At 43.0% G+C, this 24,112-nt stretch carries 25 protein-coding genes and 3 tRNA genes; 12 read left to right on the top strand and 16 right to left on the bottom strand.

Annotated elements, in window-relative coordinates; genetic code table 11:
* The gene (locus BST85_RS05175) at nt 1–4,383 is read right to left on the bottom strand and encodes a translocation/assembly module TamB domain-containing protein (RefSeq protein ID WP_245917640.1); all 4,383 of its coding nucleotides are present in this window, start codon (nt 4,381–4,383) and stop codon (nt 1–3) included.
* Between the two features lie 74 nt (nt 4,384–4,457).
* On the opposite strand from BST85_RS05175, the gene tsaD reads away from it, so the two are divergent.
* The 3 genes from tsaD to BST85_RS05160 are packed head-to-tail and all read left to right on the top strand — an operon-like array spanning nt 4,458 to nt 7,084.
* Nucleotides 4,458–5,504 carry a tRNA (adenosine(37)-N6)-threonylcarbamoyltransferase complex transferase subunit TsaD gene (gene tsaD, locus BST85_RS05170; protein ID WP_425427878.1) on the top strand — a complete coding sequence of 349 codons (1,047 nt, stop codon included), beginning with the start codon at nt 4,458–4,460 and terminating at the stop codon, nt 5,502–5,504.
* Nucleotides 5,505–5,548: 44 nt separating this feature from the next.
* Nucleotides 5,549–6,346: a M23 family metallopeptidase gene (locus tag BST85_RS05165; protein ID WP_104812278.1), complete on the top strand. Its 798-nt coding sequence runs from the start codon at nt 5,549–5,551 to the stop codon at nt 6,344–6,346.
* Between the two features lie 27 nt (nt 6,347–6,373).
* Nucleotides 6,374–7,084 carry a 16S rRNA (uracil(1498)-N(3))-methyltransferase gene (locus tag BST85_RS05160; RefSeq protein WP_104812277.1) on the top strand — a complete coding sequence of 237 codons (711 nt, stop codon included), beginning with the start codon at nt 6,374–6,376 and terminating at the stop codon, nt 7,082–7,084.
* 2 nt (nt 7,085–7,086) lie between these two features.
* On the opposite strand, the gene BST85_RS05155 is transcribed toward BST85_RS05160, so the two are convergent.
* The gene (locus BST85_RS05155; protein WP_104812276.1) at nt 7,087–8,505 is read right to left on the bottom strand and encodes a helix-turn-helix domain-containing protein; all 1,419 of its coding nucleotides are present in this window, start codon (nt 8,503–8,505) and stop codon (nt 7,087–7,089) included.
* A 181-nt stretch (nt 8,506–8,686) separates the two neighbouring features.
* Here BST85_RS05155 and BST85_RS05150 point away from each other — a divergent pair, with 181 nt between their 5' ends.
* From BST85_RS05150 to BST85_RS05125, 6 genes are all read left to right on the top strand, one after another.
* Entirely contained in the window at nt 8,687–9,325 is a 639-nt protein-coding gene (locus tag BST85_RS05150) for a DUF4159 domain-containing protein (RefSeq protein ID WP_104812275.1), read from the top strand.
* Nucleotides 9,325–9,843, top strand: coding sequence for a TrmH family RNA methyltransferase (locus BST85_RS05145; RefSeq protein ID WP_104812274.1), 519 nt, complete (start codon nt 9,325–9,327; stop codon nt 9,841–9,843). Before BST85_RS05150 ends, BST85_RS05145 begins: the two co-directional genes overlap by 1 nt.
* On the top strand, nt 9,840–11,009 hold the full coding sequence (locus BST85_RS05140; protein ID WP_104812273.1) for a THUMP-like domain-containing protein: 1,170 nt from the start codon (nt 9,840–9,842) through the stop codon (nt 11,007–11,009). Before BST85_RS05145 ends, BST85_RS05140 begins: the two co-directional genes overlap by 4 nt.
* 121 nt (nt 11,010–11,130) lie before the next feature.
* Nucleotides 11,131–11,214 (top strand) — tRNA-Ser (locus BST85_RS05135).
* Between the two features lie 18 nt (nt 11,215–11,232).
* Nucleotides 11,233–11,307: transfer RNA gene (locus BST85_RS05130), tRNA-Pro, on the top strand.
* Between the two features lie 805 nt (nt 11,308–12,112).
* A tRNA-Arg gene (locus BST85_RS05125) sits at nt 12,113–12,186 on the top strand.
* Nucleotides 12,187–12,638: 452 nt separating this feature from the next.
* On the opposite strand, the gene BST85_RS05120 is transcribed toward BST85_RS05125, so the two are convergent.
* The 9 genes from BST85_RS05120 to BST85_RS14225 form a co-directional block, all read right to left on the bottom strand.
* Nucleotides 12,639–13,019, bottom strand: a complete 381-nt coding sequence (locus tag BST85_RS05120) for a hypothetical protein (protein ID WP_146090657.1) — start codon at nt 13,017–13,019, stop codon at nt 12,639–12,641.
* Between the two features lie 188 nt (nt 13,020–13,207).
* Nucleotides 13,208–13,681 (bottom strand): hypothetical protein, encoded by a 474-nt coding sequence (locus tag BST85_RS05115; RefSeq protein ID WP_104812271.1) that lies wholly within the window; start codon nt 13,679–13,681, stop codon nt 13,208–13,210.
* A 56-nt stretch (nt 13,682–13,737) separates the two neighbouring features.
* Nucleotides 13,738–14,559, bottom strand: coding sequence for a leucine-rich repeat domain-containing protein (locus tag BST85_RS05110; RefSeq protein WP_104812270.1), 822 nt, complete (start codon nt 14,557–14,559; stop codon nt 13,738–13,740).
* A gap of 93 nt (nt 14,560–14,652) precedes the next feature.
* The gene (locus tag BST85_RS05105; protein WP_104812269.1) at nt 14,653–15,027 is read right to left on the bottom strand and encodes a hypothetical protein; all 375 of its coding nucleotides are present in this window, start codon (nt 15,025–15,027) and stop codon (nt 14,653–14,655) included.
* Nucleotides 15,028–15,157: 130 nt separating this feature from the next.
* Nucleotides 15,158–15,517 carry a hypothetical protein gene (locus BST85_RS05100; RefSeq protein ID WP_104812268.1) on the bottom strand — a complete coding sequence of 120 codons (360 nt, stop codon included), beginning with the start codon at nt 15,515–15,517 and terminating at the stop codon, nt 15,158–15,160.
* A gap of 209 nt (nt 15,518–15,726) precedes the next feature.
* The gene (locus tag BST85_RS05095) at nt 15,727–16,032 is read right to left on the bottom strand and encodes a hypothetical protein (RefSeq protein WP_104812267.1); all 306 of its coding nucleotides are present in this window, start codon (nt 16,030–16,032) and stop codon (nt 15,727–15,729) included.
* Entirely contained in the window at nt 16,029–16,445 is a 417-nt protein-coding gene (locus tag BST85_RS05090) for a hypothetical protein (protein ID WP_104812266.1), read from the bottom strand. Before BST85_RS05090 ends, BST85_RS05095 begins: the two co-directional genes overlap by 4 nt.
* A gap of 256 nt (nt 16,446–16,701) precedes the next feature.
* Nucleotides 16,702–16,992, bottom strand: a complete 291-nt coding sequence (locus BST85_RS05085; RefSeq protein WP_104812265.1) for a hypothetical protein — start codon at nt 16,990–16,992, stop codon at nt 16,702–16,704.
* A 192-nt stretch (nt 16,993–17,184) separates the two neighbouring features.
* Nucleotides 17,185–17,535 carry a hypothetical protein gene (locus tag BST85_RS14225; protein WP_146090656.1) on the bottom strand — a complete coding sequence of 117 codons (351 nt, stop codon included), beginning with the start codon at nt 17,533–17,535 and terminating at the stop codon, nt 17,185–17,187.
* A gap of 753 nt (nt 17,536–18,288) precedes the next feature.
* Between BST85_RS14225 and BST85_RS05075 the strand changes: the two genes are divergently transcribed.
* Entirely contained in the window at nt 18,289–19,410 is a 1,122-nt protein-coding gene (locus tag BST85_RS05075; protein ID WP_104812263.1) for a hypothetical protein, read from the top strand.
* A 186-nt stretch (nt 19,411–19,596) separates the two neighbouring features.
* Here BST85_RS05075 and BST85_RS05070 read toward each other — a convergent pair whose 3' ends face one another.
* The 5 genes from BST85_RS05070 to BST85_RS05050 form a co-directional block, all read right to left on the bottom strand.
* Nucleotides 19,597–19,968, bottom strand: a complete 372-nt coding sequence (locus BST85_RS05070) for a hypothetical protein (protein WP_245917639.1) — start codon at nt 19,966–19,968, stop codon at nt 19,597–19,599.
* 12 nt (nt 19,969–19,980) lie between these two features.
* The gene (locus BST85_RS05065; protein ID WP_104812261.1) at nt 19,981–20,328 is read right to left on the bottom strand and encodes a hypothetical protein; all 348 of its coding nucleotides are present in this window, start codon (nt 20,326–20,328) and stop codon (nt 19,981–19,983) included.
* Between the two features lie 62 nt (nt 20,329–20,390).
* On the bottom strand, nt 20,391–21,338 hold the full coding sequence (locus tag BST85_RS05060) for a hypothetical protein (protein WP_181039961.1): 948 nt from the start codon (nt 21,336–21,338) through the stop codon (nt 20,391–20,393).
* A gap of 33 nt (nt 21,339–21,371) precedes the next feature.
* On the bottom strand, nt 21,372–21,692 hold the full coding sequence (locus BST85_RS05055) for a hypothetical protein (protein WP_104812259.1): 321 nt from the start codon (nt 21,690–21,692) through the stop codon (nt 21,372–21,374).
* The gene (locus BST85_RS05050; RefSeq protein WP_181039960.1) at nt 21,655–22,230 is read right to left on the bottom strand and encodes a hypothetical protein; all 576 of its coding nucleotides are present in this window, start codon (nt 22,228–22,230) and stop codon (nt 21,655–21,657) included. The genes BST85_RS05055 and BST85_RS05050 overlap by 38 nt, the downstream gene beginning before the upstream one ends.
* A 185-nt stretch (nt 22,231–22,415) precedes the next feature.
* Between BST85_RS05050 and BST85_RS05045 the strand changes: the two genes are divergently transcribed.
* Complete coding sequence (locus BST85_RS05045) at nt 22,416–23,186, top strand: 5'-nucleotidase C-terminal domain-containing protein (RefSeq protein ID WP_104812257.1); 771 nt, start codon at nt 22,416–22,418, stop codon at nt 23,184–23,186.
* Entirely contained in the window at nt 23,183–24,106 is a 924-nt protein-coding gene (locus tag BST85_RS05040; RefSeq protein ID WP_104812256.1) for a bifunctional metallophosphatase/5'-nucleotidase, read from the top strand. The genes BST85_RS05045 and BST85_RS05040 overlap by 4 nt, the downstream gene beginning before the upstream one ends.
* The last annotated feature ends 6 nt before the right edge of the window (nt 24,107–24,112 follow it).

Genomic DNA, 24,112 nt, shown 5'->3' with positions numbered 1-24,112 from the left:
TCAATTGTCGTTCTTGGGCTTGAAATTGACCGGATAGGAGTTGTCGTCCGGTACTATGTTGTTGTTCTCCTCTTCCGATTCCAGGGAAATCTCCTTATTGAATAATTTATCAACTAATTCCTTAAAGGTGTCGAAGTCTACGGAATAAGAGATACCTGCACCTTGTTCGAAGATCTGGTCCTCCCCTATGAACTGGATATCTGCCTGTCTGTTAAAGAAGCTCATTCGCATACTGCCGTCTTCATTGACCAACCATTGGATCTCGATATCGCCGGCAACCTGGGTATCCGTAACTCCACCTACCGGTATTCCTACCTTCCCATTGATCAGTATCCGTTCAGAGATCTGGGTGGTCAACTCTACGCCCAATTGGTCTGCAGTTTCCTGATTGATCGTCCGGGATCCTGTCTCGTAATAAGGAATAACGGAGAATTTGTTGTCATCTCCGGCAAAGATATCAGCTACAATGGCGTTTACGCTTTCCGTAACCAAAGACCCTCCGGCATTGGTGAATGCTCCTGTATCCCCTCGGAAAGAGCCTGTCGATATTAGGAAGAGCGCTTGGGATTCCCTTTCCTGATCATTCTGGAGTTTATATTCCAATTCTGCTTTCAAGGTCGAGGATGTTTCAGGAAAATCAATGCGAAAGTCCAGGTCTGGTTGCAGGATCTCGCCGGAAAGATCGATCAGCACTTCTACCGGGATCTTGCGGTTGGCTGTTGGATTGTCCAGCAAAACAGATGGATTGGCTCTGGTGTTGTATTTGGCACTGAGGTTCAGGTTCGCTCCGGTGGGACTACCATCCCAAGTAATGCTACCTCCTGACAACACCTCGAATTGCTTTTGGATCAGGGTTTTGTATTTGAAATCATAGGTCCCGTTGATCACTAGGAAATCCCCGAACATGTCGAACTTACCCAGGGTGTTGATCCGGATCAACAGCGTTCCCACTCCTCTGCCTTTTAAAGTGGAATTGTTGGTTTGGTCCACCAGAATCTCAACTTCAGCGTTTTCATTGATATCTAGATCAAAGTTTAGGGTAAGGCCCTTTACGCGTTTAGATTCAAACTCTTCACCAGACAGCCGTGCCTGTTTCTCTTCCGGGGAAATAAAATAAATGAAGGAATCGTCTCCTATGGACTGAGCATCACTAATAGGGATCTTAAAAGTGGTTCCGGATTCTGTGGTAGCAGCTGCATCTATGGTCAATTCGTCCAAGGGCCCCGAAAATTGAGCATTTCCACTGATAAAGGCTGTTCCGTAATACAATTCGTCTTCGTCCGGTGGTGTGTTTAGAACGAGCATGCGATCGGACTCTACCTTCAGGTCCATATTCCAGTTTCCGAAGTCTTCGTGGGTTACAGAGCCGAATAGCGCAGCCTCGGTGCCGTATTCGGTATCGATGATAGTGGTCCGGCTTAGGTTGAATGATTGCTTGTCTAAAAATATCAGGGTATTGTCGGCCAAGTCGAAATCCAGGTTCAGATAAGGAACCTTCATCCCGCTGCCATCCAAAAAGAGCTGACCGTCCATTTCCGGGGAATCGTAGACTCCGGACACCTTAAATTGCCCCGAGAGATCGCCTCGAATATCCGAGAAGATATCGGCAACAAAAGGTTCTATGGTCGCCAGCTTGAATTCCCGGAAATTGACATCCAGGTCCAAAATGGGCTTGTCATTTGTCGTATCCACTCCCCCAATAAGACTGAATAGGGTGGTCTGTTCATTGGCCAGGCGGCTATCCACCTGGTAATAGGTCAGGTCTTCATTTCCGGTTATATCCAGGGTCAGGTCTCCTAGTGGGATCTCGTTCATCTCAACACCAGTGACCTCAACATCTGCAGTGGGGAGATAAGCTCCTTCCTGTTGCAACAGGCGGAGACTGCCGTTAACCCGGCCATCCAGCTCCAGGCTATCGATTTTGGGCGTGATATTGTCGATGTTCACTTCGGAAAACTCTACCCGCACATCTTTCTGATTGCTGCCCTTCAGCATACCGGCCATTCGAATATATTCCTGTTCGTGATTCAGTACCAGGGAGTCGATCTTGACATCCTGGAAGTCGTTGTCAAACACCACCTTGTTGTTCTGATTGTTCTCCTTGTTCAGGTACCAAGTGTTTTCCTTGTATTCTATGGTCGAACGCTTCATGCCGACCACTGACTTCCCGTTCGGATTAATGGTGTGGTAAAGTGAGAGATTGAAGCGGTCTTCTTTTTGGTCGCCTCCTTTAAATTGAGACTGGATGTAAAGGGTGTCGTTCAAGGTTTTATTGATCAAGCTGAGGTCTGTTACCCGGTATTGGTCTGTGTGAATTGAATCAACTGATATATATGTGTTGTATATAGGGTTATCATTGTCAACCTGAAGTTTTACTTTATTTAGATAATTGCCGTATAACAGCACTTCAGGAGAGTTAAAATTGAGTTTAAACTCAGACTCATCCGACGACACAGACCCTCTAATCTTGGTGTTTTCACCCAATTGAATCTCCGGTACGAAAACTTCCACGATCTTATTATAGATCTCAAATTCATAGGATAAGAATTGGTTGTCCGTGACCTCTTGGGGTTGATAATTGGCATAGATGCTACCAATGCCATTTCGGAACAGATCCGGTATAGCCAGGATCTCAAATTGCCCTCTGAGGCTACCGTTCAGGATATCCGGAGAACGTATTTCGATGGATCGATCCTCCCCATTTCGATTGGCTATGATGAGGAAGTCGTCAAAATAGTAGTCTTCTTCTTCGTTCTGGTAAAAGGTCTCTTTGAACTCGATGGTACCCTGAACATCGTCTTCACTGGTCCCGGAGATCTTCATATTGACCTCTCCCGCAAAGACGGAGATACTATCCCTTTTGATCAGATTCAGCTGATTCAGTTCCATGTATTCCACATCGGCTGTGAAATCGTACTGGTTAAAGCTTTGGGTAATATCTACAAGCCCGTTAAAGTCCATTTGGAGGTTTGGATCATCGATCTGCACCTTACCATTGAATTCCGGTTTACTAAAGGTCCCGGCAACCTGGATATTGCTGTAGTTATAGTCCATAAATCGGAGCGAATCCACTCTCCCCTGTATCAAGGTGTTTACGGTCTCTCGGCTGAAACCACTCCCGTCAACGCGGACATCGGCGGTAACTTGTTGCAGATCAGGGAATCCCAGAAGAGGCCCCAGATTGAATCCATCAGTAATGACCGTCCCACCATAGGTGGTCGTGTCGATCTGACTAATATCCTCCATGTCAATGTCGATTTCGGCCTGTCCCAGCAGGGTTTCCAATTGACTCTCTACAGCCAATTGCTCAAGGTCGAGCACGGTATTTCCTCTCAGGGTGAAATAGCCAAGTTCTGCCAATTCCGGGGGTAAGGAGGTGCCCAAAATGTCAGGAAGAAGTCTGGTGAGGTCGCGCCGGTTAGAACGTATGATATGGTCGTAGGCGCGGAAACGAAGACCTTTATCATCCTGGAAAAGATCGTCGAACTCAAAATATCCCTGAACCCTGGAACTGAGCGTGCTCAACTCAACATTCTGGAAGATGAAGGAGTTCAGTGTACCTTCCAGGTTCCCTTCGACCAGAATATCGATGTTCGAACCAAACTCATCATAGAACACCTTGATATCGTTAGTGGAAACGCGAGAATCTCTAAGGTCTGCAATAAGTTTTACGTTGTTCTTAAAGTCCTGCATGCCTTTTTCGGCATAATCCATGGACAGATCCCCTTTGATCTGAGAATCCTCGGTGGTGAGCAACATGTTCTCCAGGGTCATCCTTTCAGAATTGTAGCAATAGTCGCCTTCCAGGTCCCCTATCTCATAACCCTTGAGTGCCTTTAGCGAAAGGTGGTTGATCCTGGTCGAGATGTCTTCGTTGTAGATCAAAAAGTCTTGGATATCGATGAAAAGATCATCGAACTGGACTGCAAGAGGTTCTTCATCGTTCAGATCTATAACCCTGAACCGCCCATCTTCTATCAGGATGCGGGTAGCAAATAATTCAAAGACCTTTTGGTTGGTGCTGGGAGGTTTGTCAGAATCGAACTTGGCCAGGAAGATATCCAGGTTGTGTTCCTCGTCTCCAGGATAGGTGGTGATGTAGAAACTGGTCCCGCGCAATCGGATATCTCCAAAATCCAGCTTGTCGTTCAGTAAGTTGCGAACACTTTGAATGGTCGTATTCAAGCGGTCTACGGCAATCAATGTATCCTGTTGATGATCTTCGATGTAGATCTTGCGGACGTCGATCTGCCCTTTCCAATTGAGTCCTAGGCGGTCGATGCTGATTTTGGTCCCGAAATCCTCGTTGATCCGGTTAGTGACTATTTTGGCTATGCGGGTCTGGACAGCAGGAATAGAAAGAATAACGATTATACTGACCAAAAGGATCAGTATGATCGCTAGAGTACGTTTCAGTATTTTCTTGAATTTCCTGATGACTACCTAATAGTTTATTTTTGCATCCAATAATTGTGCCCGAATTGAATTCTTCAAATATTTGCGTCCTCGGAATCGAATCATCCTGTGATGATACGGCTGCTGCCGTTATTCAGAACGGCAGAATCCTCTCTAATGTGATAGCTACTCAGAAAATTCATGAAGAATACGGTGGAGTTGTGCCAGAATTGGCATCTCGTGCGCATCAGCAAAACATAGTACCGGTTGTTCATCAGGCCTTGGTTAAAGCAAATATCGATAAAAAACAGCTAAGCGCTATTGCCTTTACCCGTGGACCGGGTTTGATGGGATCACTCTTGGTGGGAACCTCCTTTGCTAAATCCTTGGCCATGGGGCTAAATATCCCACTTATCGAGGTGAATCACATGCAGGCTCATATCCTGGCTCATTTTATCGACGAACCCGAACAGGAAAAACCGGAATTCCCATTTTTGGCCATGACCATCAGCGGAGGTCATACCCAGATCGTTTTGGTAAAGGATTATTTTGAGATGGAAGTCATCGGTCAAACCTTGGATGATGCGGTTGGTGAAGCTTTTGACAAGTCGGCCAAGATCTTAGGACTTCCCTACCCGGGTGGCCCGGTTTTGGATAAACTGGCCCAGGAAGGAGATCCGCTGGCATTTCCATTTCCCAAACCGCAGGTTGGGCCACTGGATTTCAGCTTTAGCGGACTAAAAACGGCCGTGCTCTATTTCGTTCAGAAAAAAACGCAAGAAGACCCCAACTTTGTAGAGAATAACCTGAATGATATCTGTGCCAGCATCCAGTACACCATTGTGGAATACCTGATGGACAAGTTGAAAAAAGCCGTTAAAACGACTGGCATTAACCGGATCGCTATTGGTGGTGGTGTCTCAGCCAACAGCGGAATCAGGAGGGCCTTGGAATTGGCTAGTAAGGATCTGGGATGGAAGACTTATGTGCCTAAATTCGAATTTTGCACAGATAATGCAGCCATGATAGCCATGGTTGGCCAGCTAAAATTGGAAAGAGGATTGATCAGTGATACATCAGTCACTGCCAAAGCCCGTTTTTCACTCTGAAACTGAAACTGTCACAATTGAAAGCAATTAGCAATCCTTGGAGTATGAGATTGAGAATCATCCTTCCTCTTTTAATGATCTGCCTTCAGGCAACTTCCCAGGATATAGGCCTTAAAAAATACATCGGAACCGACAGCATTGACATTGCCGTGATCAACAATCTATTGGTTGATATTGAGTTTTATATCACTCCTAAGGATAGCATAAAGGACAGCGTTAAGGTGATCGATTATGCTATTATTCCCCCCAAGGACACACTCTTCAAGGCATTGCGGCTTCCCATTAAGATGGTAAAGGACACCTCAGAGATCTACCCATCCGATTATATTTCCCTGAGAGGTACTATGGGAAATCCTGGGGCAGAGGCCGACGGAACCTTATATGAGCTACCCTTCTCTAGAGGAAAGAAATACAAAGTCATTCAAGGTTTTGGAGGTAAATTTTCTCATGATTCAGAGCAATCCAAGTACGCCGTGGACATCAACACTCAGGTGGGGGATACAATTACCGCAGCTCGTTCCGGACTCGTCATACGAACCCGGGATCAGTTTACTGAACGTGGTGGTCGGGACTTTAGGGACAAAGCGAACCTGGTCAATATATTGCACGACGACGGAACCATCGCTTCCTATGTTCATTTGGATTTTGAGGGTGTGCTGGTGTCCTTAGGTGAGCGTGTAGAAACAGGTCAACCCATTGGGATTTCGGGTTATACAGGTTTTACCACCACTCCTCACCTGCACTTTGTGATCAGGAAGGCAGGAAGCATAGCAATTCCTTTCTACTTTAAAGGTTACACTAAAGGCCCCATCAAGAAGAATATGCGATTAAAAAGGAAGTAGTTAATTTACTTCACTCAATTTACGCCTATGCAGTTATTCTATCAACCAGATATCGATGATTCTCAATCTGAAGTTCACTTCGATAAGGAGGAGAGCCGTCATTTGATCCGGGTCTTACGAAAGAAAGTGGGAGACTCACTCTCAGTTACTGATGGTAAGGGAGGATTGTTTACGGTTGAAGTCACCCTGGCCGACGACAAAAGAAGCCAGGGACGCATTGTAAGGGTAAGTAAACAAGCTAAACCTGATGCGACCCTGGAGATCGGAATTGCCCCAACCAAACTCAACGATCGTATGGAGTGGTTCCTGGAAAAAAGCACGGAGATCGGCATTCATACCATCAGTCCGATCATCTGTGACCGCAGTGAAAGGCGGATTCTGAAACTAGCCAGGATGGAACGGATAATCGTAAGTGCAGCTAAGCAGTCGCTCAAACATATCTTTCCTAAGATCCAGGACCAACTGAGTTTTGAAGAATACATTAAAAAGGATTGGCCGGTCAATACCCAACTCTTCATTGCTCACTGCGGAGAGTCGCCTCGCAAGCTCCTTAACGATCAATTACAGACTGGTAGACCGGTGGTTGTTTTGATCGGGCCAGAAGGTGATTTTACACCTAAAGAGGTCGATCTTGCATTGAAAGTTGGATTTGAACCCGTAAGTCTTGGGAAGTCGAGATTACGCACGGAGACTGCAGGTATTGTAGCCTGCCACCTCTTTAATTTGGCTAATCCCTAGCCTTAAGGAGTTTCTTGCCTAAGTTTTTTAAGATACTGTGAGGGAGTCAGTTGGTTAAGTTTCTTAAACGATTTGTTGAAGGTCACCTTGTTGTTGTAACCCACCTCATAAGCTACTTCTATAATATTCTTTTGGCCAGCAACGTCTTCTTCAAAGATCTGCTTAGCCTCTTTGATCCTGTAGTGATTGATCAGTTCGAAGAAACTTAGGTTGAAATGTTCATTGATGATCTGGGATGCATTATGCCGGGTCGTTCCAAGTCGTTCCGAGATCGTATTGAGGTTAATATCGTTATGTTGAAATATCTTTTCTTCTTCCAACAAGCGGATCATTTCGTCCTTTAATTCATTGGAGAAGGAATTTGTAAGACCGGAGTTCTTGTATTTCAAAAATGAGGCCTCCAACTGATACCCAAGCAAGGTCTTAGGATTGGTATAGGCCATGTAGGCTACATAAAGAACCATACCAGATAGTGTGATCAATTGCAGGTGAAAGAATGGCCCGGTCAATTGGTTGGTCACCAGTAAGATCAGGTAAATAGCATAAACAAGGGTGAACAAGACCTGGAAACTGACAAGATTGCGCTGCCATTTCCAGATGGGTAAGTATTCTGGGGTGGTGATCTTGTTCTTGTTTCTAAAGAATAGTCTAGCGGTCAGAAAACTGTAGATGATCAACGATAACATCTTCCCTGAACTGATCTCTAATCCGTAAGCTCTGTCTTGGTAAATACCCACGCCCAGCATGATTTTCAGCTTTTCGTCGGCCGGAAGAATGAACACCGGGATAAAAAGCCCGATGAGTACTAAGGTGGGAGCCAAATGGAGCAGATCCCGCCACTTGAATCGGTATCCGGTTTTTATCCGCTTGAAATAGAAATACAAGAGCGGGCCATACAATAATGAGAAGATGGTTGAACTGCTGTATAAGTGCGGGTAATACAGGTCGTAATTCATGGAGTGCAGCCCAACATGGATAATGAAGAATGCGTGAATAAAGATCAATATGCTCAACAGTACGGTGGCAACCCTATCCTGTTTGGGTTGTAGGTTGAACATCACCACGATGAACAGGCCAATAAGCCCAGCATAGATATAAACCAGGGAACCCCACCTACCTTTTACCAGGTAGCTGTTCTGAAACTGCTGAAATTGGGGGTCATCATAGAAGTCACTAAAAGCCTCACTTCTTGCGAATTCCAGGTCTAAAGACTCTTGAATGTAGCGCTGGGCAAATGAAATAGCCCTGGCCACGTCCTCTTCTTCGGCCGCATCTTTGGCCATCTCTTTCCACTGCGCATAGCTATCCTCTGTGTGTGGTGTTTCCGATTCTTGCGGCATAGCGAATACCGCCTGGTTGATCATGGCCAAAAACAGCATGACGACGGTTAGTGATGGGTATGCAATCTTGCGCGATATCATGAGATCATAAAACTACAACTTCGATGGGTTAATAGAAAGCGGATTAGTAGCTCCCGATAAAAGTTTACCACTTTGAAGGCAGTTATGCTGGGCTATTCAGCGATTTCGGAATTTCAATATTTATGAAAACTTTCTAAGAAAGCAGTTCTAGAATCCAGCTTCCGCTTCGTAACTTTGCCCTATGAAGCCACTTGCGTTCATCCTATTATTACTGACCGTTCCCATTCAGGCTCAAAAGTTAGCGGTGTTGCGATATGGTGGCGGTGGAGACTGGTATTCCAACCCAACCGCTCTGCCCAACCTGGCTAGGTTCTGTAATGAGGAATTAGGAACCAACATCGACCAAAATCCAGCCGAGGTTCAGCCCTCCAGTTTAGATCTGTTCGATTATCCCTACGTACACATGACCGGTCATGGTAATGTGTTCTTTACGGCAGAAGATTCTGAAAACCTACGCAATTATTTGTTGAGTGGTGGTTTTCTGCACATCGATGATAATTACGGAATGGACACTTACTTGCGCAAGGAATTGGACAAGTTGTTTCCCAATAAAGAACTGATCGAGTTGGGTATAGATCATCCCATCTTTAGTAGTTATTACCCCTTTCCTAATGGTCTTCCGAAGATCCACGAACATGACGGTGGACGCCCGCAGGCCTTGGGTATGGTGCACGAAGGTCGTTTGGTGCTGTTGTACACCTTTGAAAGTGACTTGGGGGATGGCTGGGAAAACCCGGAGATTCACAACGACCCACCTGAGGTCAGACTAAAAGCGCTGCGAATGGGTGCTAATATTATCAAGTATGCCTTCGAATTCTGATGACTCAGCTAAACCATGACCAAGTGGTCAGGCATCAACCCAGTTTTTCGCTGACCCTGGTTTGCGATGGGGTCAATGGGCCGGCCAATATAGGGTCCATACTTCGTTTAGCGGACGGACTTGGTGTCAAGGAAGTGGTTTTTGCCAATGCATCCATCAACACGGACTCCGATCGGCTTCGGCGAACGGCACGAGGAGCCGAGAAATGGATGACATTTCGGGAGGAAAGTGATCTGCCTCGTTTTCTTCAGGAAAAATTGAATCAAGGGGCCCATGTTCTTGCTTTGGAGATCACGAAGGAGAGTCGGCCCATAAAGGAGTTTCAATTAGCTCAACTTAATGGCGAGACTATTTTTATCATTGGTGCCGAAAACAGAGGAGTTTCACAGGAGGTATTAGAAATGGCAGGAGATCAGGTGTATCATCTCCCGCTGTATGGGCGCAACAGTAGCATTAATGTTGCACAGGCGGCTGCTATCGGCCTGTATTGTGTTGTTCAACAATTGGAGCAAGAATGAAAGAGCTGATACGCCCTGAAGTCCATCAATTCCTGTTAGATTATCGCGGGAGTCCTGCGGACCTGGCCTTGGGAAAATCGAAATTTCCAGGTCTCTCCTCTTCACAACTGGCTCAACAACTTCAGGGTTTACGAAAGGCAAAAACCAAATTACCTAGCTGGCATAAGAACCCTGCTATACTGTATCCACCCAAGATCAGTTTGGAACAATCCTCCTCCGAGGCTACTGCACAATACAAAGCTAAATTGGTTAGTGGGCAATCATTTGTTGATATCACCGGTGGTATGGGAGTTGATAGCTATTGGTTCTCTAAACAATTTGAGCGAGTAGATTACTTTGAATTGAATTCCGAATTGGCTGGCCTGTCAGCCCACAACTTCAAAGCTTTTGGTGCCCACAATATCTCCGTTCATTCTTCGGATGGTCTTCAGGGCCTCAAGGACCTGAAGCCGGATTGGATCTTTATTGATCCTTCAAGGAGAAATAAAACCAAGGGCAAAGTGTACTTCCTGGCAGATTGTGAACCGGATATGACCACGGAATTAGATAAGCTTTTGGGATTTGCGCCCAATGTGATGATCAAGACATCGCCCATGCTTGACATCTCCCAGGGACTCAGGGAACTCAATTCTGTGAAAGAAATTCATGTGGTGGCCGTACAAGGAGAGGTCAAAGAATTGCTTTGGATCTGCAGTCGTGAATATGATGGCCCCGTCAATATAGTCTCTTCTAATCTGCTGAGAACAGGAGGATTTCAATCCTATACTTCTGCTTGGACCAGGGATATAAGGCACCCTGAGATGGGAACTGTTTCGGCCTATCTCTACGATCCAAACCCGGCCATGGTTAAAGCCAATCAGCATGATGGGTTCGCAGTGGAAATGGGTTTGTCCAAACTAGCGGCTCACACCCACCTTTACACCGACCCAGATATATTGAGTTATCCAGGAAGACGGTTCGAGGTAGTGGAGGTCCTCCCCTACACTAAGGCAATCCTGAAGAAACAACTGAAACCGGGTAAGGCCAATGTTGCCACTAGAAATTTTCCACTAACCGTCCAGGAGATTCGGAAGAAATGGAAGCTTCAGGATGGCGGCGAACAGTTTCTTTTCTTTGTCAAGGATCATCAGGATCAGAAGATTGTGGTGCGCGCAAAACGGATCTGAAGTTAACAAGTGCTGGACACTAGAATTTATTGACATAAATTCCAATTAATTGTTTGGCTATAATCAATCGAAATTTTACATTTGCATCCGCTATTAAGCAGAACGTTCTTTAACGATCAAAGGAGAGGTGCCAGAGTGGTAATGGAGCAGATTGCTAATCTGTCAACGGGCAACCGTTGCCTGGGTTCGAATCCCAGTCTCTCCGCTCTCTTTATAATTTACTCGGGGTGTAGCGTAGCCCGGTTATCGCGCCTGCTTTGGGAGCAGGAGGTCGCAGGTTCGAATCCTGCCACCCCGACCGAGAAAAACCAGTCACAGATGTGGCTGGTTTTTTGTTTTTAGACCCGTCACAAGCTCGCTTGTGTAAGGGGATAAAGGCAAAAAATCAGAGCAAGGCGCAGCCTTGCTGGTTTTTCTCGTGTTACTCCCCTATTCAGGATCACGAGCGAAGCGAGTAATCCTGAGTGAATGGTGAATGGTGAATCGTGAGTCGGGAAACTCCCCTATTCTGGATCACGAGCGAAGCGAGTAATCCTGAGTGATTAGTGACTGGTGAATCTTGAGTCGGGAAACTCCCCTATCAGGATCACGCCGAAGGCGTAATCCTGAGTGAGTGGTGAATCGTGAATCTTGAGTCGGGAAACTCCCCTATCAGGATCACGCCGAAGGCGTAATCCTGAGTGAGTGGTGAATCGTGAATCGTGAGTCGTGTTACTCCCCTATTCAGGATCACGCCGTAGGCGTAATCCTGAGTGAATAGTGAATGGTGAATCGTGAGTCGGGAAACTCCCCTATTCAAGATCACATGTGGAGCATGTAATCCTAGGTGAAGAGTGAGCAGTGAAGAGGGAAGCTAGTTGGCTTTTCAAGAATTTGGACTTGAAATTCTCAGATACCGGACAAGTTAATGGCAAGCTCTTGTACCGACCTATCAAAACTGCTAAATTGTACCGGGTGGGGATTAATGCCCCAAGGTAGAAAGCACACTTCTACCGAAATGCAATCGAATCATAATATCAGTATCATTGATCCGAATATTTTAAGGATATGCTGGTCTTCTGATAAAATGCAATTATATTTGCACCCGCTATAGAAACCCAAATGGTCGCGTAGCTCAGCTGGATAGAGCATCTGCCTTCTAAGCAGACGGTCCCAGGTTCGAATCCTGGCGCGATCACGACACTCAATAAACCACGCCATTCGGCGTGGTTCTTTTTTTGGAGACAATTCAAAACTGGTTTTGAAATTGGCGACTAGAAAAGAACATGGTGGCGACAGCCACGTGGTTTATTATTTGCAACCTTGATCGCACTCAGGATCACGAGCGTAGCGAGTAACCCTGCGTGAAGTGTGAAGCGAAATAACCACTTTAATTGCCCCCGCAACAAGCTGGCCCCTCGGGTAAAATGTCCACCGGACATTTTATAATCCCTCGGTCCTATTTGCAACCTCGACTACACTCAGGATCACACGTCCATGTAAACCTGGCTAACTCTAAGTTCTTACAGCAACAAAAAAAACCGATCAAAGGAATAAGTTGAAGTATGGCTAGCTTAACAAAGTCCACTGATCAGAAGGTCTACCAGACCTTCCTCTTCCCGGAATATGCTTTGTTGTGTCCAGTCTTTGTTATTTCCAAAACTTCCAAGGTAACTTTTTTTCGGTTTCGTCTTTAAATGAATAATTCCTTAAACATAACCTTAAGTCCATTGCTGATTTCAGAATCATTCTTTCGGTTTTGTTTTTTGCTTCAATGCTTTGAAAATATATTTTATTCTCCTTGAAATCCTGTTTTGTAAGCGTCTTAAAGATCTTATTGCTCAAATTGCTTAGGTGAAGAGTTTTGGCTTTATCATCATAATCGGGCATTTTACCCTTGACCAATTTGAAAATTATTACCTGAAAATAATTCTCAATTGTTTCTAATGACATAGAAATAATTTTGTCTTTGTCTTTGTATTCGATATCATAGAAGACATTACCATTGAAGTTTTGCTTACCTAACTCCATACTGAATTCGGTTCTTAAGAACTGAAAGGTTTTATCTACATAGTTTTTGTAATCTTCAGAATCTATCATTGAATTATCCTATCACAGTTTGATTGGCTACGGTTCTTCCCCCACTGAGTATGGCTTGCTTCGCAAGGTCCGCTCATCAGAAGGTCTACCAGACCTTCCTCTTCACGGAATATGCATTGTTAGACGCCGTAACGCTCAATATATTTTTTGGCCAGATTCTTAATCCAAGTTGTATCATTCCCTAAGTGAAACGCAATGAGGTTACCGTACCCTGGCACTCTCATTTTAAGTAAACAGCTTATTGCTTGTCCATCCACATAAGGATCCTTTACGAGTAAAGCAACCTTTTCAGCCTGACCCTTAGCATGAACATTTTCCAAACAGCTGAGAAATGATTGACGACCTCGCTTGGATCTATTGTCCAGACAAAAATCTGCAATCCAGGAGTTAATTTCAGTATCCCTTCTCAATTTATTATTTGATAAATGAATTTGTCTTATGTCTTCTCCGATTTCCCAAATTTTTGATTCATAATCATGCCAGTTGGGAACCCCTGGATAATCCGTTAAGTCTGCCAAATCAGGCTCCAGTTCAAGGGGTCTTAGTTGAATCGCCTCATCAATCTTATTAAAGATGTTTTGTTTGTCGTTCAATTTCTAAGTACGGTGTCTAACGCTTAGTATGTGGTACTTATCCTGCAGGGTATGCACTATACACGGTGTTGTGCGTAGTTATTTTTTAGTTTTTCAAATTCCTTTTCGTATTTCTCAATCCGAGCCTGGTCTTTTGCCGATAATAGAAATGGTTTTCTTTTTCCAGTGATCATTCTGTCATAAATTAAATTTCCATTTTCATCTTTTATTTCAACTTCTTGATAAGGTCGAAACATTGAACATTCAGTTTGAGTCAGTTTAACTGAAAGTTTAGCATATTCCTGTGTCGGAAATTGATTGGAAAGTTCAAGCGTTTTTAAATTTCTCAAATGTGAAATTGGATCGAGAGATTCATCTACAACTTTTATGCTTGTCAATCTCAAATATTCCAACTGTGTCAGGTTCGCTAGTGGTTTTAAGCTGTCAACTTTTAGTTCTTTATTCAAACCGCCATCTAAAGACAGACTTTTTAATTGAGTTGCTCTTTCCAATTCTGACAAGTCCGAAATTTTGGAATAATCTCTAATTGCCAATTTTCTCAAGTTCGGGTTAGATTCGATATTCCAAAGTTCAGTTGCTTTAGTATTCCATTCAGTTATTAGAGTTTCGCACTTATTCAGGTTTTCTAAACAACTTAAATCCTTTGCGAGTAATTGATAAAGACTGACATACTTTGGTTGATGAAGAGAAAAAATCTGTTCGATGTCTTTTTCTTTTGCACCAATTAACCAAAGTTTTTCAATATTCAGTTCACTTAAGAGTTTTCGATTCTTTACATCCGCACGAATATGCAATTCCATTTTAGAATTGTCAAAATCAGCTAAATCAGAAGTAAATCCTGGTTTGTTCTCAAATCGGTCTATGGAAATTTCGTTCATTTCTCTAATTACGAACAACTTTCCGGCCAAAATGCCTTGCAACGGTAGGTTGGTTGGGCATGTATTTTAGCTGTTGTTGTACTCAGTTTTTATTTAAAACATGTTATAAAACTCCTCTCGTTTCTTTTCAAAATCCTTGAATTCATCTAGAGTCATATTCAAGAATTTAGTCGCTGGCTCTTTATATTCAGCCCCAACTTTTTCCTTAAGTATTTTTATTATCAATTCATGTGTGGTCGGATGGTCTAAGTCTTTCAGATGAAAAGATGAATATCTCTTAATTGACTTTGGATACTGCTTTCGAAATCGTTGATACTGTTTATAATAGTAATCAGTAACACCAATAGAAACAGCATCAAGTAGTTCCTCCTTAATTTGATCGAGAGTTAAATTCGAGTATTCCTTTCTAATAATTTCAAGGAATTTCTGCCTTGAATCCATCTTAGGTTTTTTAGAGAATATTCCCATTTCATTTTAATTGAGTACAACGGTTATTTATAAGAGTCGAACGGCACTTATGGATTGCTTCGCAAGGTCCGCTCATCTGAAGGTCTACCAGACCTTCCTCTTCACGGAATATGCGTTGTTGTAACCCGTTTTAAATATTGTTCATCTTTTTTAATACTCGGCCGGCGGACCTTGCGGCTTTTGATCTAATCCCGCTTTCCTTCAGAAGATCAACTAGCTTAACAATCTGAATCGCGAATTGTTTGTAATCTTCTCCATCATAAAACCCTCCAACTTCCCATACTGATCCGGATCCACCCCACATCTCAGCACTAATCAATTTATCCATGAACTCCTCTTGGTCATCTTTTTTTAAGGCATGAATAATCTGTTCTACCCAATTAGCTTGAAATGTATTGGGACTTTTCTTCAGAAGGACTACCATATTTGAAAGTATGATTTCATACTTCTCTTTATCAATTTGAACAATTCTTTTTCTTTTGAAAAACATTCTTAGAAATGCGTTACAACGGTTTGGCTATGACCTCGGTGGGCCATAGGGCCCGGCGAACGTTAAGCGCCGGAGTTTGGCCAAGGCCAGTGAGCCAGGTTTTTGCGTTGTTGTTTGTTTTACGTTCTTATTAGTTTTCAATTGAGCAATTATTGGTCCAGAACAATAAGCCACTGGCACGAGCACGAAGTGCGAACTGGCGTCAGCAATTATTGCCGTTGTTGTGCACTGTTTTTTATTCCATTTTTTAATTCGTCCGAGGTTAATTCAAGTCCGTTATTTCTCATTAACATTTTAAAGTCCGCACCAAAATATTTTTGATGGGGTTTGCTTGAAAACCATGTCATTTCGTTCTCCCGTCCATCGAAAATGAACTTGTGAATTTGTCCTTTAATTCGGTATGCTAGTATTCCATTTCCGAAACTATAAGGTTCATAATGATATTCTTGCAATTCAAAATCCGCAATCGAATTGAGTTTTGCTTCTATATCATTTCTAAAATCTTCAAAGGTCATTTTTGTAAATATAGTTTTGCGTCCTTTAAATTCAATTCAGTTTCGTGAACTCCACGTCCAGTTCGGTTTTCATTAAATGCAGGTTCCTCAAGTCGGTCGAGTCCAATTAATATTTGAAATACTGCAATTCCATTTTCATTTTGCAATTCAGTCCGCAACCATTTTTTATATTCCGCAATCAAAGTCCGATTTCCAATTTTTGACAAACTCCAATATCCGCTAACTCGTTCGTCTTCGTTTTTATAAATCCCAGAATTCAATCCGTCAACAATAATTTGCTCCAATTCAGCCGGTTTGAATTTGGTCAATTCCGATTCTGCAATTATTTGTTTTTCGTAATCAGAGTGGGAATTACCGTTCGCTTTTTCAAATATAAATCCAGCTTCTGTAAACTGTTCATTTGTTAATTTCATTTCTATTTATAATTCAGCATAACGATTTTTATTAAATAGTGCACAACAGTTCCGGCTATGACTTATTCGTGAAATTTCTATTGGAACTCATGAATCTTGTAAACTCGATTTCGGTGGGCCGGTGTATTGCGTTGTTGTTTGTTTTACGATGTTATTAGTTTTCTCTTGATCAATTATCGGTCCAGAACAATAGCCCACTGGCACGAGCACGAAGTGCGAACTGGCGTCAGCAATTATAGCCGTTGTTGTAATGCGTTTACAAACTCAAAATCCAATTAGTGAATAAAACAACGGATAGAATCGTGAAAAAAATCATTATCGCCGTAAAGATTTGATCTCGCTTTTTACTTCTCCTAGCCTTTTCACGAATCTCCTTTTTGATTTGCTCCAATTTGACAGGATCAATGTCTTTTGTCCCGAGAGTCTCGGGATCAGAAAACCGAGATTTTCGACTTGAATTTTCGGTTTTTTCTTTACGCTTAGAACGCATGTCTTTCATGCGCTGTTTGTGCGCCCCTAATCGTCCATATGTTCCATCTACTGGCATAATTCTTATGAATTCATTACAAGGGCTTCGTATAAGAGCCGCACGGCTCTATTACTTGCCTGGCGCTGGGTTTTGGCGGAGCCAAAAATAGGCCCTAAGGCGAGGCAAGTTCTTGCGCTTGTTTTGTTAGTTAATGTTGGTTTTTCTCTTCACCTGATCTCGCTTTGATTCTTACCACACCTAGTATGGCTTTTATGCGTTGTTACCCAACGTTTTATCATCTCTTGTAAGCCACTTTCCAATTTTAGAATAGTTTGAGAGCATTAAATAGCCGATCACAATATTCACCCCTGATAGCGCCCAGTTAAAATAATCAATAGAGCTCCCATAGCTCATTCTTTCAAATTCATCAAGACCATTTGCTGAAACCTCACTTTTAAATGCTAAGAACGAATACCGAAGGAAGTCTGGAACGTAATCTAGTAACATCATTCCGCCAATAATAATCAATGCGAATTTGACAATTTTAAGGCTATCGAAATTGCCTAAAACTATTGTGTCGTCGTCGTAGCCCTTATCGAGTTGGAGTAGATTGATAATCATGTCTGTCTTTCGAATTAAGAACACGTACAGAAGTAGGATCAAAACTAGTATACCAGCAATTAATAATATTTCTGTAGCTCCTATATCTGGCAGAATAAAACTCAGACTGGAAGGTAAGTAAGTCAATACCGATAGGAGTAGTGCATACAGTCCAAAAATTTTAATGACTATTCGGAAGAAATCTTTTTTTGTCATAAGTATCAATCAAATGTTGGGTAACGGTTTTGTATAAAAACTCGGTGCCACTCAGGCACTTGCCTAGGTCGATTCCGGCTGTGCCGGAAAATTGGGGCAGAGGCAGGGCAAGTGCACTGCCGTTTGCTTTGTTAGTCTAGCTAAGTTAGTAATTTCTAGGAGCGAGTAAATACGTATTTCCCGCAATTCGCACTGGCTTTTATGCGTTGATACTGCAGGTATTTGTTTTACATGCTTTGGCCTTTAGGAAACAACCATTCGATTCAGTCTCAAAGGATCATTTTTACCTTATGATACCTTAAATACCAAACCTGGTCAGTCTATTTTGGAAAGTTATTGGGAGAGGAATTGTGATGGAGCGCCCAAACACTCCAGTGTTTGCAGAAAATGAACAGAATCCCACTTATCTAAGCAGAGGATAGTTTTATCGAAAGATACGTGCTATTGGGCTAATTGTTTTCAAAAAGCCTTGTAGCCTCTTTACCTTCATTTTCAGATAAATACGGGTTAAATCGGTTAAGTAAATTTTGATTAGCAACCCAATTAACGAGAATCTATATGAAAGCAAAATCTACAATCACTTTTTTTACTGCCGTATTCTTTTTTTCAACCTACCTCTATGGCCAAGTGTTTTCAGATAAGGTGGTCAGTGAAGAGCGCATAGAGCTAGTAGATAGTATTGCGGACGAACCCTATCCATATTTGCTGCCTATTTGGGGCAAAAAGGTCATCGAAAAAGGATTTGACATTCCTTATTCGGCAGGTCTTGGTATTAATTATGTGACGCAAGAATCAGAAATATTGGTACAAAATTTACAGGTAGGATTTAATAATGGCGAGTTAATCGAATTAGATGAGTTTATCCGATTTCCTTCGGCCGTTGCTACTTCCACTGTGATCAATTTCAGGCCAGATATTTGGGTTTTCCCTTTTTTGAATGTCTACGGCGTCTTGGCCAGGACAAATTCCAGTACGGCTATAGATGCGGTGCTCACACTCCCCAATCAAGATGGATTTGAGGATATCTTTGATTTTTCCACTAAAGTTGAATTTGAGGGCAGTACGGTCGGATTTGGTCTCACCCCAACTATAGGTGTCGCCGGTGGCTGGATTGCGTTAGATATGAACTTTTCCTGGAGCGATATCAATGAGTTGGAAGACCCGGTATACACTTTTGTTTTTGGTCCAAGGATAGGGAAGACTTTCCATTTTAGAAGACCAGACCAGAATATAGCTGTTTGGGTAGGGGCATTTAGAGTGGATATAAAAAATGAAACCTCAGGCTCACTGCCATTTAGTGAGATCTTTGATTTTGATGGCAGCCTACAAGAGAAAATAGATGACGGTATGCAGGCCGTAGTCACCAAACAACAGGAGTTGGATGACTGGTTCAATGCGCTAAGCCCACCTCAACAGGTAGTTAACAGACCTAAGTATGAGGCTGCAACAACTATCCTCGGCGCAGCCAATAATTTCCTTTTCAGACTGGAAGACGCAGGTCAACGAATCGCCGATTCGTCTGTACAATATAATATAGACAAGAGACAGAAAAATTTGTGGAATATGGTCGTTGGAGGACAATATCAGTTCAATAAGAATTTGATGGTCCGTGCCGAATTTGGCTTCCTTGGTGAACGAACCCAATTCATTGGAGGACTGCAGTATCGATTCAGATTATAGGTCAAAACCAATAACGTTAAATAGAATAATAACCATAAAAATTCTTTAATAATTAAAATTGAAATGATTAAAAAATTCATGGTGTTCAGTTGGCGATAGCCACCTGGTTTACTAATCGCAAAATTGAACCGAATCAGGATCACACGTCCGTGTAATCCATTAACTTCTCTTAGAGTATCCCACCAGCTAATTATCCCTTGAAAATAATTGCGGCCTCCGAATATAGGCAGCAAATATGGTGGCGATCAGGATCAGCATGACGATCTCAGCTGGTTTTCCTTTATACAGATGGATTAACACGATAGGTGTCATATAAAGCACCAACATGGAGGTGCCGATAAGTATCGTTCTATGGTACAGGAAAAGGGCTGTCCCAATTAGGATAAAAACACCGGCCGTAATCATAACCGCACTGCTCTCGACAATTTTTCCGGTTTGGTCGTGGTTGATCAGCTTATCCAAAGCGTTCGGAACATAGAACAGTAACAGCGCCAATGATGGCAACCAGATCAAAATCCTGCTCAATGTTCTATTTAGTCCTGTTGTAGGTTTTTCCATTCAGGGCATTTATCACTCCTTAACAACAGCCGTCACCGAGAATTTATTCTTGGTCGAGGTGGTGTCAACCTCAAAACTGACTTGATCGATCGAAAAATTGGGATCTTTATTTTCCCGGATCAATTTCGCTATTCGCTCCCGCTCTTGGATAAAGGTGGACTCTTTCAATGATTGTCCCTTTTTAAATTTCGATTTGTCGCTATATGAGTTTAGTAGGTCTTCAATGCTATTGTCCTCCGCCTGATATTCCACTGTTGTTAACTTGTAATCGTCATCCAGAACTGTGGTTTGTTTTGACGAGCTACAACTAACTAGACAAATAAGGCTAACTAATGCGAATATGGATTTAAGGGTTTTCATGTGTGTTGAATTGAGATTCCAACCTAAAGATCGATAATCTTCTGGTTTATTCCGGATAAATATCAAATTAAAAGACTCGCGGCCACAGCCCCCATCATGATGATCAGGGAATAGACCTTATCTGCAAAATGTTCTGAATGTTTGTCTAGTTCCGGCTCACGCTTGTACATGGCCTTATAAAGGAATCGTAGTATGGGATATAAGATCAAAAAGCACAAACCCATACGGGTCGCTCTCAACCAAACATTGAAAGAATGGTCCATTGACGCATAGTACCCCATCACGGCCAGAGTGATGGACATGGCCAGAAGTTTCAGATAAGCACGCTGCAATCGTAAGCGGTCATGTTCCAATATGACCCAAAAGAACATCCCAAAGGAAGCCACTTTGACCACGTTCAGGAAGGATTCAGACCCATAGGTGAAATACCCGGATATTCCAATTCCGGCTAGATAGATCGGTGTGATGATGTTGAAGCGGCGGTTGAATTTTTGCAGCGTACTATAACTTCGCTTTTGTTCAATGTTCCTTTTTTTAACGTCTATGGTCTCAGAAGGAAAATTACAATAGCTTGAATTTGGCGCCGAAAACGACTTCTCTGAATGCACTACTTCAGACTTCCCTCCAAAATCGATCTTGAATGTCTTGCGAGACTGCACTATTCCATGAATTATGTCGAACTCGGTGTCGTCTTGAGGGACATAAATCTGAACAATATCACCGAGCTGCTGCCCTGGAAAAAGACTCTTGTCCACGATACGGGTGTAGCCGTTGACCTCAAACCGATCTTCTAAACCTTCCGGATAAGTGAGGTAGTTCACCAGGTAGTTGAAGTGTTCGTTATCCATTTCCTGGTTCAACTGGATAACGGTGAGCTGTTTATCGGCTTGGTAGAGTGTGAAGGTATCCCCTTGCTCCAAAGCATCCGTGTAAAGTTCGATCCACTGTCTAAGTGCCTGAATTACATCGGAATATTTCCCCTTTTGGATGAATATGACACCGTGATCCATTAAGCTAACTTTCACCATAACCATTGTGCCAGCTTAATCAGTGATCAGCTGAAAGAAACTGGGGTACTTCATCAATATCCCTTTTTGACCCTGTAAAGGATGTCGTGTCCCCCACCAGTTAAATTGATAATAGTAGGCCTCCCAATCTTCCGGTAATTTCATTTCGAATGCTACAGTCCATCCATCTTCACTCCGGCCAGCTTTTGCTCTGCTTCGCTTATGTCTACAGACAGCTTGGCGAGCTAACTTCTTCAAGTTTAGAATGAAATGCCCTGTCCCAATGAAGGGAGCAGTAATTCGTCCAAAAGCATACAAATCAGTCGTGTGTATGGCCTGCCGATATGAGTTCATCATGATCCAATTTCTTCCAGGACAGTTTATCAGAAGAATCTTTTAAATGCAGAAAAAATTCTTCACTGCTCGTTATAGGAGATTGGGTATGTGCCTTGTATCGAATTTCGCCGCAAACATGCCCCTGGTTGAAATAGACTTGACCAGACTGATCGCGAGCTATGGATAGGTCGCCGATAAGCTTATTATCGTGACCGGAGTGGATAATTACGTAGATCCAGTCTCCGGATGGTAGTTTGATCAGGCTATCTTTGGTCAAATCTATGGTATTGTAGAATTCCCCATCATCTGGTCTTGTCAGAAGGTTGACAGAAGAGGTTATAAGCTCTGGATCAATCGCTTCCAGCTTGGAAACCGTTTGGCTGATCCATTCATTTCGCTCTAAATTCAACTCCGTTTCATGCTCTACATTCTGGGCCTGAAGTGAATCGGTAATGGTGCAACAAAGTGTAATTAAGGGAAGTAGTATAACTACCTGAATAGCCTTCCAAGAAGAGGAGTAATTAAAAAACCACGGAGAAAGTATCTTGCTGATTTTCATTTGGGGCATCAATCAGTTTTAGTTACTAATTCAGGTTTAAAGGTACATTTTATTCTGATATTGAGTGTATTGCAGTCTAAATAGTGTGTTATAAATTGAAAAGTTTGACATGAATCATGTAATTTTTAAAAACAACTCATGATTATGACTTATCTTCCCTACTCAGTAAATTGAGTCATTTTAAGATGTCCAAAAACAGATTTTGGCGTACCGTTCTACCGGTCCTATTATTGATTGTTCAACTCTCTTCTTGTGTTGATCCACAACAAGAGAAGCCGAATATTTCCGTCTCGGGAATAGAGATAACCTCCGATATACAAGGAGAACAAACCATCGATTCCATCATAGCGCCCTACAAAGACCGCATGGAGGTCATCATGGATGAAGTCATTGGATTTGCGGCACACGACCTCACCACCAATGGGGGTTATGAATCCACCTTAGGGCTATTTGTCACCCGACTTTGTCTGGAACAATCCGAACAGGTTTTTGATCGAAAAATTGATGTCTCCATTATGAATCACCGCGGCGGATTGAGAGCACCTATCAATAAGGGAGATATTACACTTGGTGAAGTTTACCAGGTGATGCCATTTGAAAACGAAGTCTTGCTCTTGGACGTTCCGGGTTCCGTTTTGACTGATGTGATAGAACATATCGGAGAATCTGGCCGCAGCATGATCTGGCCAGCAAGTTTTACCGTCACCAACCAGGGTGTTGCGAATGTTTTGATCAATGGAGAGCCTATCGACCAGAATCGAATCTATGTTCTATCCATTAGCGATTACTTGGCCAACGGCGGAGGCGGATTCGATATGTTGCAAGGCCTCAATCGACACCAAGTCGAACCAGTCAAGGTTCGGTATTTGATCGAGAAGGAAATTAGGGAGCGGACAGAGCGTGGAGAATATGTACAAGCCAGTATAGAAGATGCCGTAATAGTGAACAAATCATGAGACGAAGACAGTTTATCATCCGATCCTTGACCGCCTCAGCTTCAGTGGCCCTACCCCCCTATTTGTTGACAGGTTGTAGACCGGGCATAACCGGAAAAAGCCTAACCATTTTACATACCAACGACATGCACTCCCATATTGAAGCCTTTGGCGAAGGACGCTATAAAGGCCTGGGGGGAATGACCGCTCGCGCAGGAACCATTCAAAGGATACGGAAGGAGGTTGATCAACTGATGTTATTGGACGCGGGAGATGTTTTCCAGGGAACACCTTATTACAATATGTTTGGTGGAGAACTGGAGCTCAAACTGATGAGTACCATGGGCTATGATGCGACAACCATCGGTAACCACGAATTTGACAATGGTCTTGACGGCTTGAAGTATGCCATGCAATACGCCAACTTTCCACACCTCAGTGCCAATTACGATTTTTCAAAGACCCAATTGAACGGCATGATCAAGCCCTATCAGGTATTTGATAAAGGTGGAATTAAGGTGGGTGTCTTTGGACTTGGAATTAGGCTGCAAGCGTTGGTTAGCTCGGCTATGTACGGTAAGACCGTATATCAAGATCCCATTGCGGTGGCCAGAGAGATGGTGCAGGAGCTTAAAACGCAGGGTTGCGATCTGATCGTGTGTCTATCCCATCTAGGCTATCAATACGACCAGCCGGACCGACCCTCCGACAAGGTGTTAGCACAGCAAGTGAGCGAGATCGATATTATCCTGGGCGGTCATACACATACTTTTATGGATGACCCCTTGATCCTGACCAATGCAGAAGGTTTTACAACCACCATTAACCAGGTTGGTTGGGCTGGAATAAATCTAGGGAGGATTGATATTGAGTTTTCGGAAAGCAATAACCAGATGACGGCTTCTACTCCTATTCTGATTAGGGATAATCACTGGGCTTAATAGTGA

This window comes from Aureitalea marina (assembly GCF_002943755.1).
Classification (GTDB): domain Bacteria; phylum Bacteroidota; class Bacteroidia; order Flavobacteriales; family Flavobacteriaceae; genus Aureitalea; species Aureitalea marina.
The sequence above is the reverse complement of the archived record's forward strand: the minus strand, read 5'-3'. Positions and strand labels throughout refer to the sequence as shown.

Coding starts and splice junctions, on each gene's coding strand:
- BST85_RS05165 (WP_104812278.1), top strand. CDS start 5,549: ATGAGATTGAGAATCATCCTTCCTCTTTTAATGATCTGCCTTCAGGCA.
- BST85_RS05160 (WP_104812277.1), top strand. CDS start 6,374: ATGCAGTTATTCTATCAACCAGATATCGATGATTCTCAATCTGAAGTT.
- BST85_RS05155 (WP_104812276.1), bottom strand. CDS start 8,505: ATGATATCGCGCAAGATTGCATACCCATCACTAACCGTCGTCATGCTG.
- BST85_RS05150 (WP_104812275.1), top strand. CDS start 8,687: ATGAAGCCACTTGCGTTCATCCTATTATTACTGACCGTTCCCATTCAG.
- BST85_RS05145 (WP_104812274.1), top strand. CDS start 9,325: ATGACTCAGCTAAACCATGACCAAGTGGTCAGGCATCAACCCAGTTTT.
- BST85_RS05140 (WP_104812273.1), top strand. CDS start 9,840: ATGAAAGAGCTGATACGCCCTGAAGTCCATCAATTCCTGTTAGATTAT.
- BST85_RS05120 (WP_146090657.1), bottom strand. CDS start 13,019: ATGGAGTTAGGTAAGCAAAACTTCAATGGTAATGTCTTCTATGATATC.
- BST85_RS05110 (WP_104812270.1), bottom strand. CDS start 14,559: ATGAACGAAATTTCCATAGACCGATTTGAGAACAAACCAGGATTTACT.
- BST85_RS05105 (WP_104812269.1), bottom strand. CDS start 15,027: ATGGGAATATTCTCTAAAAAACCTAAGATGGATTCAAGGCAGAAATTC.
- BST85_RS05100 (WP_104812268.1), bottom strand. CDS start 15,517: ATGTTTTTCAAAAGAAAAAGAATTGTTCAAATTGATAAAGAGAAGTAT.
- BST85_RS05095 (WP_104812267.1), bottom strand. CDS start 16,032: ATGACCTTTGAAGATTTTAGAAATGATATAGAAGCAAAACTCAATTCG.
- BST85_RS05090 (WP_104812266.1), bottom strand. CDS start 16,445: ATGAAATTAACAAATGAACAGTTTACAGAAGCTGGATTTATATTTGAA.
- BST85_RS05085 (WP_104812265.1), bottom strand. CDS start 16,992: ATGCCAGTAGATGGAACATATGGACGATTAGGGGCGCACAAACAGCGC.
- BST85_RS14225 (WP_146090656.1), bottom strand. CDS start 17,535: ATGATTATCAATCTACTCCAACTCGATAAGGGCTACGACGACGACACA.
- BST85_RS05075 (WP_104812263.1), top strand. CDS start 18,289: ATGAAAGCAAAATCTACAATCACTTTTTTTACTGCCGTATTCTTTTTT.
- BST85_RS05070 (WP_245917639.1), bottom strand. CDS start 19,968: ATGGAAAAACCTACAACAGGACTAAATAGAACATTGAGCAGGATTTTG.
- BST85_RS05065 (WP_104812261.1), bottom strand. CDS start 20,328: ATGAAAACCCTTAAATCCATATTCGCATTAGTTAGCCTTATTTGTCTA.
- BST85_RS05060 (WP_181039961.1), bottom strand. CDS start 21,338: ATGGATCACGGTGTCATATTCATCCAAAAGGGGAAATATTCCGATGTA.
- BST85_RS05055 (WP_104812259.1), bottom strand. CDS start 21,692: ATGATGAACTCATATCGGCAGGCCATACACACGACTGATTTGTATGCT.
- BST85_RS05050 (WP_181039960.1), bottom strand. CDS start 22,230: ATGAAAATCAGCAAGATACTTTCTCCGTGGTTTTTTAATTACTCCTCT.
- BST85_RS05045 (WP_104812257.1), top strand. CDS start 22,416: ATGTCCAAAAACAGATTTTGGCGTACCGTTCTACCGGTCCTATTATTG.
- BST85_RS05040 (WP_104812256.1), top strand. CDS start 23,183: ATGAGACGAAGACAGTTTATCATCCGATCCTTGACCGCCTCAGCTTCA.